Source organism: bacterium (assembly GCA_024742285.1).
Classification (GTDB): domain Bacteria; phylum Myxococcota_A; class UBA9160; order UBA9160; family UBA4427; genus UBA4427.
The window spans coordinates 204604-218504 of sequence record JANSYR010000010.1 but is presented as its reverse complement, the minus strand read 5'-3'; the positions used below and the strand labels follow the sequence as shown (position 1 = coordinate 218504).

The window sequence follows — 13901 nt, the reverse complement described above, 5'->3', positions numbered from 1 at the left end:
ACTCGGACGGCAGGCTGACATTCTGGATGCAATCTGTCAATTCGCAGGCCACGCGACGGCTTCCAGTGGGCCGCGAGTTGCACGTTCGACGCCGTACGCCGGATCACTTTCCCTCGGTGATGCGTGGACGAAGAGAGTCCGTGCCCGTGATCACGCGGGTGGGAGGAGAGCACGAGATGCACGACGGAATGACGCGCAAGGTCGACCCCGACCCGAGCCTCGGGAGCATCGAGTTCCTCGAGACGCACGTCGCGAGCCTGACCGTCCTGAGCGGTCCCGCCGCGGGACTGGAGTTCCCGCTCGACTCGCCGCGGGTGATCGCGGGACGCTCCGAACGGGCGCGGATCCGGCTCGCCTTCGACTCGATCTCCTCCGAGCACGCCGCCTTCGAGCTCGGCGAGAAGGGCTTCGGCGTCCGCGACCTCGCGAGCACGAACGGGGTCCTCGTGAACGGCAAGGAGGTCCTCAGCCACGCTCTCGAGCACGGCGACCGCGTCCTGCTGGGCGACTGCGAGCTGCAGTACGTCGTCGAGGCGCGCGATCGCACGCCGACCGCCTGGGGGCTCGACGAGACCGGATGAGTCGCACCGACCTGACCGGGCGACGTCTCGGCGGGTATGTCGTCGAGCGCGAGATCGGCGCCGGCGGGATGGGGCTCGTCGTCCTCGCCCGACAGGAGAGCCTCGACCGCCCGGCCGTCCTGAAGCGGATGCATCCGGACCTGGTCGCCGACCCGGAGCTCGAGGCGCGCTTCGAGCGCGAGGCGAAATCCGCTTGCCGCCTCCACCACCCGAACGTGGTGTGCATCTACGACCGGTTCCAGGTCCGCGGGCAGGCCTATCTCGCGACCGAGTACGTCGAGGGCGTCGACCTCGCCGTCGTCCTCGAGAAGGTGCGCCCCCTGCCCTGGCGCCTCGCGGCGACGATCGCCCTCGAGGTCGCGCGCGGCCTCGAAGCCATCCACGCCCACGGCACGCTCCACCGGGACCTGAAGCCGCAGAACCTGCTCGTCGGGCGACACGGCGAAGTCAAGATCACCGACTTCGGCCTCGCGGTCTCGCCCTCGACGGGCGCCGCCCTGACTCGCCCGGGTATCGCCCTCGGTACCCCGCCGTACATGTCGCCGGAGCAGATGCGCGCAGACCGGACCGACCCGCGGACCGACCTCTTCTCGCTCGGCGTCGTGCTCTACGAGATGCTCGTCGGCGAGCCCCCGTTCCTCCTGCCCGCGACCGAGGACGACCCGCCGCTCCTCGAACGCCTCGAGACCGGCCGCTACCCGCGACTCCGCGCGCGACGTCGGGACGTCCCCCGCGCCCTGTCGAGGATCGTGCGCGACCTGCTTCGCCCGGACCCCACGAAGCGCACGCCGACGGCGACCGACCTCCGGGCTCGACTGGAACGAATGCTCGACCGCCCGACGCCCGCGGAATGCCGGCACGTCGTCGCGCGCTTCCTCTGGGAGCGGCGCGTGTTCGAGACGAAGGACTCGGAGACGGTCGTGCTGGTCTCCGCACCGGTCCCCCCGCCGCGCAGGGCCGTGCGCGCCGGCTTCGCCTGCGCCGCCCTCGCCGCTTCGACGGCTTTTCTCCTCTGGTCGCTCGCGACGCCCGCCGAGGTCCTCACCTGGACCGACACCCTCCACGCGTTCGTGATCCGCCCCTAGGCGAACGAGGCTTTCAGCTCGGCGAAGGACTCGAGGCTCGCGAGGTCCTCTTGCCGACTCTTGCGGGGAAGCACGAAGAGCACCCGGTCGAATCCCATGTCGACGACCTCGCGGTAGCGCTGCTCGGTGATCGGCCCCATCAGACCGAGCCCGACCGTCAGCTCGATCTCGTCCATCGAGCGTCCGACCCGACCCGCCTCCGCGCGAATCGCCGCAAGCGTCGGATCGAGCTCGTGCCCACCGTCGAGCGGGATCCAGCCATCGCCGTACTCCACGACCCGGCGCGCCACGACTTCCGGATCCATCCCCCCGCCGAGGAGGATCGGCGGCCCGGGCTTCCGGACGGGCTTCGGCCAGCACCAGATCGGATCGAAGTCGACGAAATCGCCGTGGAACTCGGCCTCCTCCGTCGTCCAGATCTCGCGCATCGCGAGGATCCGCTCCCGCGTGACCTTCCAGCGATGCTTCCAGGCGACCCCGTGGTTCTCGAGCTCGACCGTGTTCCAGCCCGTGCCGCAGCCCATCACGACGCGCCCGCCGGAGACCTGGTCCAGGGTCGCGACCATCTTGGCGAGGGTGATCGGATGATGTTCGGTCACGAGGCAGACCGCCGTCCCGACCACCAGCCGCTCGGTCGCGACCGCCGCGGCCGTCAGCGAGACGAAGGGGTCGTAGAACTTCTTGTAGTCGTCCCCCACCCCGTCGCCATAGCGATGGGGGGCCGTCGGCAGATGCGTGTGCTCCCCGACGAAGAGCGACTCGAAGCCGTGGTCCTCGAGCCAACGTGCGAGCTCGACCGGCTGAAGCGAGTCCTCGGTGAGCGTCGTGGCGATTCCGAATCGAGGCGTCGTCATTCACTCAGTCTCGCACGAGAGTCTCGGAGCGGCATCTGGTAGGTTGGAGGCGAATCGACCGGGACTTCGATGCGCGCGCTCTCCCTGCTCTGTCTCCTGCTCCTGCTCCAGGCCGCCGCGCCCGCTCCGGCCACGTCCGACGACGCGAGTCCGTTCTCGCAGCCGTCGATGGCGAATCGCGTGTTCGATCTCTACGTCGACACGGCCACCGGGCCCGACGCTCCAATGACGCCCGCCGATCTCGAGGCACGAATCGACGCGCTGCAACGAGAGCGGGACGATCTGAGCGATCGCGGCGCCGAGACGACGAGGCGCGTGTCCTCGTTCGTCGGCACGGCAGGTCTTGCCGCCGTCATCACCGGAGGACTGGTCTGCGCGGTCATGTCGGACTGCACCGACAACGCTGCGGTCAGGGGCCTGCTCTACGGTGGGGCCGGCGCGGCCGGCGCCGGCGGCATCGGGATCTACGGCAGCGCCGCCGCACTCAACTCCCACCGTGCGCGGCGCGAAGAGATCGACGAGGAGATTCGCGACCTGCGGCGGCATCGGGGTCCAGCGAGCCAGGCGGGCCTCGGCGGGAAGACGCGTCGACACCTCCGCCTCGCGTTCCGGATCACCTACTAGCTCCGCCCCGCGGAGCGCGATCGCACCGGCGAGCGCCCGCAGCTGGAGATTCAGTCCGCGTCGGCGGAGAGGACCGTCAGGTTCGCTTCGTCCGGGTTCACCAGCAGCCCGCGGAGCAGGAGCTCAATCGCGAACTCGTAGGTCTCATGGAAGGGACGATCGCGCATCCGTCGCCGCGCGCGGTTGTTGTCGTGGTCGATCAGTGTCGTCGCCAGCGTCCAGAAGGACTGCGCGGCCTTCCAGGTGTCGACGGGAATCAGCTCGCCACGCTCGACCCCGTCGTCGAGGACCTGCTCGGTCAGCCGGAGCGCGCGGGTCCAGTTCTCGGCGATCCGGTCGGTCAGACCTTCGGGCAGCTCACCGAGCTCCTCGGCGTTGTCGAAGGCCCAGAAGATCTCGAAGTCGGTCGGGTTCCGGAGCCAGTGTTTGAGGTAGTTCCCCCAGAGCTTGCGGATCCGTTCGGCGGTCGGCAGCTCCTTCGTCTGAGCGACGTGGGCCTCGGAGCCCTCGAAGAACTCGTGGCTGTTCGCCGACAGGACCGCGAAGTAGAGGGCACCCTTGCTCGGGAAGTGGCGATAGATGGAGCCTTTCGAGACCCCCGCCGCGACGGCGATCGCGTCGACGTTCGCTTCGGCATAGCCGAACTCGACGAAGTGCTCGCGCGCCGCGTCGAGGATCTTCGTCCTCATCTCGTTTCCGCGTTCTTGCTCTGCCAAGTCAGGTCCTCTGGGCCCCCTCAGAATACCCTGAATCTCTTCTGGACGTGACGCCCCCGCACACGAATCTCCTCCGCGCGCTCCGCGCGGCTCACCTTCGGCTGATCCGGCGGAAACGCCTCGACCACCTGGTCGAAGGGGATCACGCGACAGGTGATCGTCGGCCAGTCCTCCTTGTCCGGCAGCGCCGAGTAGGCCCAGCGGTGGGACAGGAAGCCCGACTCGAGGCCCGTGGTGTCGATCCAGTTCTTCACGCCGGGATCCCGGTGGGCGACGACCCAGCGCTGGACGCCGTCCTCGCCCATGTACATCTGGTGGTGGTTCAGGCTGCTCTGGGCCGTCGCGTAGTCCGGCGACTCGCCCCAGAGGTTGCCCAGATGGATGCTCGTGTAGACGGGCTCCCCGGTGAAGGTCGCCTCGATGTAGAGCGCTTCGTCGTCTTTCAGGTCGAAGATCCCGCCCGCGTAGATGTTCGTGCTCATCCCGCCGCCGGTGTCGCTCGAAGCGGCGTTCGGCGTGTTGTACGCGTTCAGCGGCATGAAGTAGGGGCGCCCGTCGTGCTCGTGGGTCTGCTTCACGTTCAGCACGACGTCGTAGAACTCGAGCCAGAAGCGCATCTGCCCGCGGATGATCCCGCCCATCCGGCGCAGGCTCGCCGCGGCCCGCTCTGCGGTCAGCGAAGGCTGGCGCGAGCCGGCGGTGTCGAGGCACTCGATCGAGAGATGGACCGGCTCCTCGTTCGCCCAGTCGTAGAAGAGCTGGCGCCCGCTCACGTAGTCAGCGAAGCGATCGCCGCCTTCCGGGTTCTTCCGGGCCGGCCCCTTCTTCGTGCAGATGAAGTTGCCGTCGAACCCTTCGGGCTTCTCGGGCCCGAGGATCAGCTCGAAGGAGCCGTCGGCTTCGATCTGGAGCTTCGAGGAGTCGAGGGTGCCGAAGCCCGTACGGTAGCCGGGCTGGAGCTCGGCGAGGTTCCCGGTGTCGCCGGCCATCGGACCGGTCGCGACCTCGAAGATCAGATACTGGGGCGCGGTCGGCTGCCCGTCGAGGCGCGGCTCGCCCCGCCAGTGGCGGCAGTCTTCGACCTGGCCGGTCACGCGATACGTCTTCCGCCCGTCGATCGGCGAGTAGAAGTAGATGGCGTCCGAGTTCTCGATCGTCGACTTGTTGAACATCGAGAGCGCGTTGCGGAAGGCGGGGTAGTCCGGGTCCTCGTGGAACGAACGTTCGATCCCGTGGTGGACGAAGCCGGCCAGATAGCGGTAGCCCTCGGCGAGGTTGCGCGGCGTCGCGGGCGGACCGAAGTACTTCGGATCATCGATCGTGTCCCGCGCCGCCTGGAGCTCCCCGATCAGATCGTCGAAGGCCGCGCGCAGCTCGTCCTTCGCCTTGCGGGTTTCTGGATCGAGGGTGTCTTCGGGGGTGCTCATCATCGTGCCTCATCGCGCGCGCAGGCGGCCGAACGCCGTCCGGAAGTCGGCTGCGGGCGGCGCGGCCCCGCTCGCAGACGACCGCGGAACTCCGCGGAGACTCAATGGATACTCGGCGAGTGGGGGGGACGTCAACACGGCCCGAAGCGGCCTGAGGGTGCCCCTCAGATCTCCGATGCGCGGGTGACCCCGCGCGCCGCCGGAAGCGGCAGCGCGCTCGCGAGCACGATTCCGGGCGGCGCCGCCACGACGTCGGCGATCGCGTGGATCGCCGGCATGACGGTGTTGATCCCGAAGTCCGGACCCTGCCCGTTCTCGGGGTGCAGGATCTCGATCCGACTTCGGACGCTCGGCAGTCCGTCGATCTCGACCACGTAGCCGTTCTCCACGGGCCACGTCGGCTCCATCGTGTAGCCGAGGGTCCAGACGATCGGCAGCTCGATCAGCGGACGCCCGTCGACGATCCCGGACCAGCACTGACGCATACCCGTGGCGCAGCCCTTCTGGATCGTCATGTAGCCGAGCTCGACGGTCTCGGTCGCGGCCGCGAACTCGACGTCGTAGGCGATCTCGTCGAGGGTCGCGTCGAGCGCCGTCGCCATCATCTCGACCGCATCCTGGAAGACCGCGGTCGTCGCCCGCGCCATCGCCGGGAGCGCCGGATCGTCGACCGGCCGGCCGAGCCCGCAGGCCTCCCAGGTCTCCGCCGAGCCGTAGTTCGTCGAATCGACGGACTCGAAGACCGAGACCCGGTCGACGCGCTGGCAGACCCCGGTCGAGAGCAGCGCGAAGGCGTTCGCGAAGCCGGGGTTGATCCCCGTGCCGTGAAGCGAAGCCCCGCCCCGCTTCGCCGCCGCGTCGAGGCGGGCGAGGTCCGTCTCCCCGTAGCTCCGCCCCGTGATGAAGTAGGACGTGGAGACGACGTCGATCCCGGCCTCGAGCATCGCGACCAGGTGATCGACGTTCGGGAACTGCGGCGTGTAGAGAACGCAATCCGGGCGGAGCGCCAGCAGTGCATCGACGTCGCGGGTCGCCTCGACCCCGAGCCGGACCGTGCCCGCCAACTCCCCGGCGTCCCGTCCGACCTTGTCGTCGCTCCACGCATAACACCCGACGAGCTCGAGGTTCGGGTGCTCGGCGATCGCGCGAACGCCGGCGGCGCCGACGATCCCGGTGTTCCACTGGACGATCCGAAGCGCCAAGGCGCGGCCCCGCCCGGCCTACTGGATGTTCATCGGGTTGTCGCGCAGCCCCATGGCGACCTCGCCGCAGTAGCCGTAGTCGACGGGCAGATTCACGCCCGAGACGAAGCTCGCGAGATCACTGGCGAGCATGACCAGCGCCTTGCCCATTTCCTCCGGCGGAGCGAAGCGTCCGTGGGCGGGGGCGAACCCGCTGATCGCCTCCTTCGGGATCGTCTTCGTCAGCTCGGTCATGAAGTTGCTGTCCGTGGGCGAGGGGCTGATGCAGTTGATCCGGATCTCCCGCTTGGCAAGCGGCCCCGCGAGCATCTGCGTGTAGACGATCAGCGCCTGCTTCGAGAAGCCGTATCCGTCGGCCGGGCAGTTGTCCCCTGCCTTCAGCCAGGCGGCGGCCGCGTCGAACGAGTCGAGTTCGAGGAACGCCTTCACGTTGTCGAGGTTGGCCTTCCAGCCCATGCCGGCGGTCGACGAGATCGAGGCGATCGCGCCGCCCTCACGAATCCGAGGAAGCAGCGCGTCCGTCAGGTGACGCAGCCCGACGAAGTTGATCAGGACCGTGTCGAGGGCCGACGTCGGCGGGCTCGGCACGCCCGCGCAGTTGAAGAGGACGTCGATCTCCGCCGGCAGCTGGTCGATCGCCGCGTCGACGGAGGCCTTGTCCATCATGTTCGTATGGATCGCCTGCTTGACCGGCGCCTTCACGTCGCCGATGTCGAGCGCGTGGACCTCCGCGCCCAGCTGGAGCAGGAGCTCCGTCGCAGCGGCGCCCATGCCGGACGCGGCCCCCGTGATCACGCATACCTTGCCCGAATAACCGAGTACGTCTGCCATCTCGTCGTTCTCCTCGCTGGGGTTCTGGGTACGACCGACGTTAGCGCGCTGGCGAGGCCGCGAGGTCGTCCGGAACGACCTCACCCGCCATGACGATCGCCCGTCGAGAGAAGCGCCAGCGATCGCCCTCGAAACGGAGCTCGTCGTAGTAGCGCCCGATCGTCGCGATCGAGATCCGACCGTCTTCTCCCGTCGCGAAGGCCGAGAAATCCGTCCAGGCGCGCGCATGCGTCTCGTCCAGCAGGTCGATCACAGGGACGAGGCACACGTGCTTCACCGGGCGATCTGGCGGCGGCTGCATCCCGCCGATCGCGGCGACGATCGCGTCGCGACCCGACCAGCGATCCGCGCCGACCCGGAAGACCGCGTCCTCCGCGAAGAGCTCTCCCCACTCGGCGAGTCGTCCGCTGTCCAGGAGCTGCGCGTAGATCGCGATCGACCTCTCTATGGCGGCGCTCGCGTCGCCGTAGCCCCGGGCTTCCATCGACTCTCCCTCCCGACGCGCTCCGCGCCGCAGACCTAACGCGGCGCCCGGCTCGGCTCGAGATGGGCCCAGGCGGCCGGGAGCGACACGTCCCGATTCGGCTTACGGGGCGGTAGGTTGAACTCCTTCGGCGGGGTCCAGCCCATGTCGCGCATCGTCTCTCCGATGTGCGTCATGTTCAGCATGTCGTGGCTGTAGCAGAAGAGGCCATCGCCCACGTAGTAGAGGATCGAGAGGCCCGCGACGGCGTAGGGGGTCCCGTCGGGCTTCTCGCCGAGGATCTGGTCCCACTGACTCACGAGACGGTGGCCCTCGGCCATCGTCCAGTGCTCGGGCGTCGACCAGCCGTACCCGGTCAGCCCGGCCATCGAACGCTCGAAGAAGACCCTGATCTCTTCGCGTCCTTCGATCCGGCCCCAGGCCGGATCGATGTAGACGGCGTCCTCGGTGAAGAAGTCGGCGAGAGAGGACCAGGTCGCGTTCCCCGCGTCGATCTCGTCGCGGAGGGCGACGAAGCGTTCGTAGGTCTGGATCGATTCCTTCTCGAGCTCGGTGGGCATGCGGCCTCCTGGCGTTCTGGGCAATTCCGGGCGATGCGGAACCGGTAGCGAGACCGGGCTAGCCTCGCACCATGAAGACATTCTGCCGGCTCTGTGAAGTGAACTGCGGCCTCGAGGCGACGGTCGACGAAACGGGACGCCTCGCCTCCCTCCGACCCGACCGCGACCACCCGATCTCGAAGGGCTTCGCCTGCCACAAGGGCCTGCTCGCCCGCGAGATCCACCATGACCCGGACCGCGCGAACCATCCCCAGCGGAAGACGGGCGCCGGCTTCGAACGCGCCAGCTGGGACGAGGCGATCGACGACATCGCCGCGCGACTCCGCGCCATCGTCGACACCCACGGCCCCGAGTCCGTCGCCCTCTACATCGGCAACCCGAGCGCGTTCAACGCCCTGGGCTCCCTGTCGGCGGGCATGTTCGCCGCCGCGATCGGCACGCCGCATCTCTTCAATGCCGGCACCCAGGACTGCTCGAACAAGTTCGCCGTGAGCGAGGTCCTCTACGGATCGGCGGAGATCCACCCGATCGCCGACCTCGATCACGCGGACCATCTGCTGCTGATCGGGACGAACCCGCGCGTCAGCAAGCTCTCCTTCCTGCAGACGGCCGACCCCGTCGGCTCCCTGCGCGAAGTCCGCGACCGCGGCGCTCGGGTCGTGTTCGTGAACCCGCTCGCCCTCGAGGATCTCGCCGACGTGGGCGAGACGATCCAGATCCGCCCCGACACCGACGCCTACCTGCTGGCGGCGATGCTCAACGAGATCGAGGGCGCTGCCGATCTGGGTTTCGACGAGAACGCCCTCGAACACGTGTCCGGGGTCGACACCCTGCGCGCGTTCGTCCGCCGCTATCCCGCCGAGCGCGTCACCGCGATCGTCGGGGTCGACGCCGAGCGGCTCCGGGCGATGGCGCGCGACTTCGCGACCGCCCCCCGCGCTGGCATCCACGTTTCGACCGGCGTGAACATGGGCCGCCAGGGCGCCCTCGCCTACTACCTGGCGCAGATGCTCGCCCTCGTGACCGGCAACCTCGACCGCGAGGGCGGGAACATCTTCGCGGGACGTGGGCTCGCGCCGATGGTCATGCCGCCGGAAGTCTCCGCGCCTCGCTCGACGCCGTTCGGGGACTACGTACCGGCGCGCGGCACGCCGCCGGGTGCTCTCCTCGCTGACATGATTCGCGATCCCGGGAATCCGATCCGGGCCTTCATCTCGATCGCGGGCAACCCGGCGCTCTCGATCGGTGGTGGCGAGGATCTGTCGGCCGCACTCGAGTCCCTCGACCTGCTCGTGACCCTCGACTTCTACCGGAACGCGACCGGCGAGCTGGCGGACTGGGTGCTCCCCGCAGCGGACTGGTTCGAGCGCGAGGATCTGAACTTCTTCGTTCAGGGCGTGCAGCGCGAGCCCTATCTGCAGTGGACCGACGCGGTCGTCCCGCCGCAGGCGGAGCGCCGGACCGACGCCTGGATCTTCTCGCGCCTCCTGCAGGGGCTCGGCCTCCCGTCGCTCCTCGACCTCCCCGGAAACGACATGCTCTCGGCGGTCTGGGACGGGCGACTCGCGGAATCCGGCCACTCGATCGCCGCGCTCCGCGAAGCCGAGGGCCACGTCGTCCGGATTCCGCGACGCGAGCCCGGCACCTTTCTCCGGGAGCTGCGCGGAGACGCGTCCTTCGATTGCTGCCCGCCCCTCCTCGAGGCCATCCTCGACCGGGCCGAGCCGATCTTCGCCTCGCTCGTCGACGAGGACGCGGCGACCCTCAAGCTGATCACCCGGCGCACGAACACGATGCTCAACTCGGGCTTCCAGAACGTGAAGGCACTCCGCGAGATGCAGGGCGCGGCGACGAACCCGCTCTACATGCATCCCCGGGACGCGCTCGAGCGCGGGCTCCGCGACGGCCAGTTCGTCGTCGTCCGGAACGAGCACGGCGAGGTCCGAACCGAGCTCACCCTGGACGAGAAGCTCCGCGAAGGTGTCGTGGCCATGACCCACGGCTTCGGCAACCAACGGACGAGCGGGATGCCCGTCGCGCAGTCGATGCCCGGCGTGAACGTGAACGTCCTCTCGCCGGTCGGTCCCGGCAGCTTCGATCCGCTCGGCGGCATGTCCTGGCTCACCGGGATCCAGGTCGAGGTCGAAGCGGTCTGAACGACCGTCCGTTCCACCCGCCGAAACGATCGCAAGGGAAGGATCTTCTGGACATGACGACGAAGGACGAGCTCCTCTCGGCCAGCGACGAGACGATCGACGACGCCGTGGAATACGCCTCGCCGATGGTCTTGCGCGGACTCCTCTATCAGCTGACGGGCGACGAGGAGGTCGTCGCGATGGAGCCGGGGGACGCCGCCAAGTTCACGACCGGGAGCGAGCTGGCGAACGAGGCCGACGAGAAGCGGATCAAGGAGAAGGCCGCTGCCTTCCTCAAGCAGTACCGCGACGGCGGTGCCGGGGAGATCGATCTCGGTCCGGAAGAGCGCCTTCGAACGAGCCTCTCGCTCACGGGCAACCAGGAGATTCCCGAGAAGGAGCTTCCGATCTGGCTCGAAGAGGCGGCCTTCGACCGCTGGGCCCGCGGCGTGCGTTGGGCCGGCGACGAGGCGCCGGAGGCCGCCCGCGACTTCCGCGTCGCGGTCATCGGCACGGGCATCGCGGGACTCAACGTGGCGGTCCAGCTGAAACGGGCGGGCATCCCCTTCGTCGTGATCGAGAAGAATCCCGAGGTCGGCGGCTCCTGGTACGAGAACCACTACCCGGGCGCGCGCGTCGACACGCCGAGCCGCGGCTACACCCACCTGTTCAGCTACGACTACCCCTTTCCCTGGGGCTACAGCCCGCGCGACGAGAACCTGAAGTACTTCCGTTGGGTGGCCGACCACTTCGGGATCCGGGAACACATCGACTTCGACACCGAGGTCGCCTCGATGACCTGGGACGACGAGACGAAGACCTGGGCGCTCGCAGCACAGGGGCCCTCCGGCCCCCACACCTACGAAGTGAACGCGGTCGTCTCGTGCGTCGGCTTCCTTTCCCGACCGAAGCTCCCCGCAATCGAGGGCATGGAGTCGTTCGAGGGCGTGTCGTGCCACACGGCGGCGTGGCCCGACGAGCTCGACGTCGAAGGCAAGCGCGTCGCGGTGGTCGGCTCGGGCGCTTCGGGATACCAGACGACCCCGGTGATCGCGAAGACGGCTGCAGAGACCTTCCTCTTCCAGAGGCAGCCCAACTGGTGCTTCGAGGACATGGCCTACCTGAAGGAGCTCCCGCCCCAGGTGCTCTGGCTCGATCGCAACTTCCCCTTCTACGCCAACTTCGTCCGCTTCCGGGTCGCCGCGCTGATCAACCCGGAGAACTCGTCGGCCGGCATCCGGATCGATCCCGACTTCGACGATCCCCATACGGTCAGCCCGGCCAACAAGGCGACGCGCGACATGTGCCTCGAGTTCATCCAGCGCAAGCTCGGCAGCCGGCCCGACCTGGTCGAAAAGATGACGCCGGATTTCCCGCCCCTGGCCTCGCGGCCGATCCGGATCGATGCCTTCGACAGCGTCTACGACGCACTCGCCCGCGACGCGGTCACGCTCGTCTCCGATCCGATCGAGCGTGTCACGCCCGACGGGATCATCGCCGGCGGCCGGGCCTACGATCTCGATCTCATCGTCTACGCCACGGGCTTCCGGGCGAACGATTTCCTCTGGCCCATGGAGGTGCGCGGTCGCAACGGGGTGCGCATCGAAGAGATCTGGGCCAAGGACGGCCCGCGGGCCTACCTCGGCGCGATGGTCCCGGAGTTTCCGAACCTGTTCATGTGCTACGGCCCCAACTCGAACAACTTCGGGGGCTTCACGGTCGTGGACCTCCTGGAGCTCACCGCACAGTTCGCCCTTCGCTGCGTCGCGGGCCTGATCGAATCGGGCAGGAAGAAAGTCGAGGTCTCGCACGACGCCTACTGGCGCTTCGCTGGGGTTCTCGACGACTCCGAGCGTACGATGGTCTACATGGATCCCCGCGCGGACAACTACTACCAGAACGGGGGTCGATCGAGCGTCAACGGACCGGTGGACATCCGGCGGATGTGGCGCTGGCTCAATGACCCGGCCGGCATGCCCTCCGCCGAGACGGATGCCGGACTGCGGCCCTGGTTCGGCGAGGATCTCCTCGTCGATTGAAGGCGCGAACCGGGCGGTCGCTCGCCGCACGGATGCACTCCGGGAGGCCCTCGCGGAATCGATGGTGGCGAAAGCGTCGACTCCGCGGGATGCTTCGAGCCGCGGGTGGCCCCCCTCCCGTCACGAGGCCTGGCGATCGATGTTCGCGTTCCACCATTGCTCCCGGTACGGATCCGCCTTCGCGGCAGGACTGGCGGGAGCGTTGCTGACGTTTCCCCACCCTGCTCTGGCCGACGCCGACGCCGACGCCGACGCCGACGCGTCGCCCGGGACGGAGATGGCCGAGTCGCCGCCCGAAGCCCCGACCGAAACCACGGCTCCCTTCGTCTTGCTGAACCAGGACATCGCCCCCGGAACGCTGCGGCGCCTCTCGGTCCAGACGACCGAATCGTTTGCCGGCGCCTACGTCCAGACGCCGGTCGCCGTCGCCCATGGCAGGGAGCCCGGAGAGACGATCTGCGTCGTGGCGGGTATCCACGGCGACGAGGTCAACGGGGTCGAAGTCGTCCGACGCCTCTTGAATCAGGTCGATCCGTCGACGCTTCGGGGAACGCTCGTCGCCGTCCCGATCGCGAATCTCTCCGCGTTTCGTCGGGGCTCCCGGTACCTCCCGGATCGCCGCGACCTGAACCGCTACTTCCCGGGTCGCGCCTTCGGGAGTGCGGCCTCCCGGGTCGCCCACGGACTCTTCGAAGGCGTCTTCCGACACTGCGAATCCCTGATCGACCTCCACACCGGCTCGTTCCAGCGATCGAACCTTCAGCAGCTGCGCGCGCATCTCGGCGACCCGGAAACGGTTCAGCTCGCGATGGACTTCGGCGCCGACGTCGTCGTCAACAAGCTCGGCCGGACGGGGACGCTCCGGCGCTCGGCGACGGACATCGGGATTCCTGCGATCACGGTCGAGGCCGGCGAGTCCACCCGTTTCGACGAGGCGCACGTCGCCTCCGCCCTCGAGGGCATCCTCCGACTGCTCCGCAAGCGGGACATGCTCCCGACGTCGGCCCCCGCCGAGCCCCCAACGGAGTCGACCGCCTACCTCAAGACGCGCTGGGTCCGGGCGGACCGCGGGGGCATCCTCGTGTCGCGCGTGCGGCTCGGCGATCCGGTGGAGCCGGGCCAGGTGCTCGGCGCGGTGTCGGACCCCCTCTCCGACGCCACGACGTTCGTCGGCAGCCCGATTTCCGGTCGCGTGATCGGCATGGCCGTCGACCAGGTCGTGATGCCAGGATTCGCCGTCTTCCACCTCGCCTACGACGCCCATCCCCTCGCCGAGAGCGCGCTGCCGCTGCCGATGATCCCGGAAGTCTCCGGAGAGGCGCTCCTCGAGGAGTTGGACCTCGACGAGCGACCCGAGTAGCGT

General features: G+C 68.6%; 13 protein-coding genes. 6 read left to right on the top strand and 7 right to left on the bottom strand.

Going from position 1 to position 13901, the window contains the following annotated elements; genetic code table 11:
• Positions 1–176: 176 nt before the first annotated feature.
• Together NXI30_18690 and NXI30_18685 are read left to right on the top strand one after the other, a co-directional pair.
• Positions 177–581 (top strand): FHA domain-containing protein, encoded by a 405-nt coding sequence (locus NXI30_18690; GenBank protein MCR9096259.1) that lies wholly within the window; start codon positions 177–179, stop codon positions 579–581.
• Positions 578–1666 (top strand): serine/threonine protein kinase, encoded by a 1089-nt coding sequence (locus NXI30_18685; protein ID MCR9096258.1) that lies wholly within the window; start codon positions 578–580, stop codon positions 1664–1666. The genes NXI30_18690 and NXI30_18685 overlap by 4 nt, the downstream gene beginning before the upstream one ends.
• On the opposite strand, the gene NXI30_18680 is transcribed toward NXI30_18685, so the two are convergent.
• On the bottom strand, positions 1663–2520 hold the full coding sequence (locus NXI30_18680; GenBank protein MCR9096257.1) for an LLM class F420-dependent oxidoreductase: 858 nt from the start codon (positions 2518–2520) through the stop codon (positions 1663–1665). The genes NXI30_18685 and NXI30_18680 overlap by 4 nt on opposite strands.
• Positions 2521–2589: 69 nt before the next feature.
• On the opposite strand from NXI30_18680, the gene NXI30_18675 reads away from it, so the two are divergent.
• The gene (locus NXI30_18675) at positions 2590–3144 is read left to right on the top strand and encodes a hypothetical protein (protein ID MCR9096256.1); all 555 of its coding nucleotides are present in this window, start codon (positions 2590–2592) and stop codon (positions 3142–3144) included.
• A 50-nt stretch (positions 3145–3194) separates the two neighbouring features.
• Here the strand turns inward: NXI30_18675 and NXI30_18670 are convergent, their stop codons facing one another.
• From NXI30_18670 to NXI30_18645, 6 genes are all read right to left on the bottom strand, one after another.
• Positions 3195–3833 (bottom strand): TetR/AcrR family transcriptional regulator, encoded by a 639-nt coding sequence (locus tag NXI30_18670; protein MCR9096255.1) that lies wholly within the window; start codon positions 3831–3833, stop codon positions 3195–3197.
• Between the two features lie 47 nt (positions 3834–3880).
• Positions 3881–5287 carry a hypothetical protein gene (locus tag NXI30_18665; protein MCR9096254.1) on the bottom strand — a complete coding sequence of 469 codons (1407 nt, stop codon included), beginning with the start codon at positions 5285–5287 and terminating at the stop codon, positions 3881–3883.
• 164 nt (positions 5288–5451) lie between these two features.
• Positions 5452–6489 carry a dihydrodipicolinate reductase gene (locus NXI30_18660; GenBank protein ID MCR9096253.1) on the bottom strand — a complete coding sequence of 346 codons (1038 nt, stop codon included), beginning with the start codon at positions 6487–6489 and terminating at the stop codon, positions 5452–5454.
• A gap of 18 nt (positions 6490–6507) precedes the next feature.
• Positions 6508–7320: an SDR family oxidoreductase gene (locus tag NXI30_18655; GenBank protein MCR9096252.1), complete on the bottom strand. Its 813-nt coding sequence runs from the start codon at positions 7318–7320 to the stop codon at positions 6508–6510.
• Positions 7321–7360: 40 nt separating this feature from the next.
• Entirely contained in the window at positions 7361–7804 is a 444-nt protein-coding gene (locus tag NXI30_18650; protein MCR9096251.1) for a nuclear transport factor 2 family protein, read from the bottom strand.
• Positions 7805–7839: 35 nt separating this feature from the next.
• The gene (locus NXI30_18645) at positions 7840–8364 is read right to left on the bottom strand and encodes a nuclear transport factor 2 family protein (GenBank protein MCR9096250.1); all 525 of its coding nucleotides are present in this window, start codon (positions 8362–8364) and stop codon (positions 7840–7842) included.
• Positions 8365–8435: 71 nt separating this feature from the next.
• Here NXI30_18645 and NXI30_18640 point away from each other — a divergent pair, with 71 nt between their 5' ends.
• The 3 genes from NXI30_18640 to NXI30_18630 all read left to right on the top strand — a co-directional run bounded on the left by NXI30_18640 (position 8436) and on the right by NXI30_18630 (position 13898).
• Positions 8436–10520 carry a molybdopterin-dependent oxidoreductase gene (locus NXI30_18640; GenBank protein MCR9096249.1) on the top strand — a complete coding sequence of 695 codons (2085 nt, stop codon included), beginning with the start codon at positions 8436–8438 and terminating at the stop codon, positions 10518–10520.
• A gap of 53 nt (positions 10521–10573) precedes the next feature.
• On the top strand, positions 10574–12538 hold the full coding sequence (locus tag NXI30_18635; protein ID MCR9096248.1) for an NAD(P)/FAD-dependent oxidoreductase: 1965 nt from the start codon (positions 10574–10576) through the stop codon (positions 12536–12538).
• A 139-nt stretch (positions 12539–12677) separates the two neighbouring features.
• A complete protein-coding gene (locus tag NXI30_18630) occupies positions 12678–13898 on the top strand; it encodes a succinylglutamate desuccinylase/aspartoacylase family protein (GenBank protein ID MCR9096247.1) in 1221 nt (406 codons plus the stop codon).
• Positions 13899–13901 lie beyond the last annotated feature (3 nt).

What these genes read in the sequence shown, in the direction of transcription:
- NXI30_18685 (MCR9096258.1), top strand. Translation starts at nt 578, where the DNA reads ATGAGTCGCACCGACCTGACCGGGCGACGTCTCGGCGGGTATGTCGTC.
- NXI30_18645 (MCR9096250.1), bottom strand. Translation starts at nt 8,364, where the DNA reads ATGCCCACCGAGCTCGAGAAGGAATCGATCCAGACCTACGAACGCTTC.
- NXI30_18640 (MCR9096249.1), top strand. Translation starts at nt 8,436, where the DNA reads ATGAAGACATTCTGCCGGCTCTGTGAAGTGAACTGCGGCCTCGAGGCG.
- NXI30_18675 (MCR9096256.1), top strand. Translation starts at nt 2,590, where the DNA reads ATGCGCGCGCTCTCCCTGCTCTGTCTCCTGCTCCTGCTCCAGGCCGCC.
- NXI30_18630 (MCR9096247.1), top strand. Translation starts at nt 12,678, where the DNA reads ATGTTCGCGTTCCACCATTGCTCCCGGTACGGATCCGCCTTCGCGGCA.
- NXI30_18635 (MCR9096248.1), top strand. Translation starts at nt 10,574, where the DNA reads ATGACGACGAAGGACGAGCTCCTCTCGGCCAGCGACGAGACGATCGAC.
- NXI30_18690 (MCR9096259.1), top strand. Translation starts at nt 177, where the DNA reads ATGCACGACGGAATGACGCGCAAGGTCGACCCCGACCCGAGCCTCGGG.
- NXI30_18670 (MCR9096255.1), bottom strand. Translation starts at nt 3,833, where the DNA reads ATGAGGACGAAGATCCTCGACGCGGCGCGCGAGCACTTCGTCGAGTTC.
- NXI30_18655 (MCR9096252.1), bottom strand. Translation starts at nt 7,320, where the DNA reads ATGGCAGACGTACTCGGTTATTCGGGCAAGGTATGCGTGATCACGGGG.
- NXI30_18665 (MCR9096254.1), bottom strand. Translation starts at nt 5,287, where the DNA reads ATGAGCACCCCCGAAGACACCCTCGATCCAGAAACCCGCAAGGCGAAG.
- NXI30_18680 (MCR9096257.1), bottom strand. Translation starts at nt 2,520, where the DNA reads ATGACGACGCCTCGATTCGGAATCGCCACGACGCTCACCGAGGACTCG.
- NXI30_18650 (MCR9096251.1), bottom strand. Translation starts at nt 7,804, where the DNA reads ATGGAAGCCCGGGGCTACGGCGACGCGAGCGCCGCCATAGAGAGGTCG.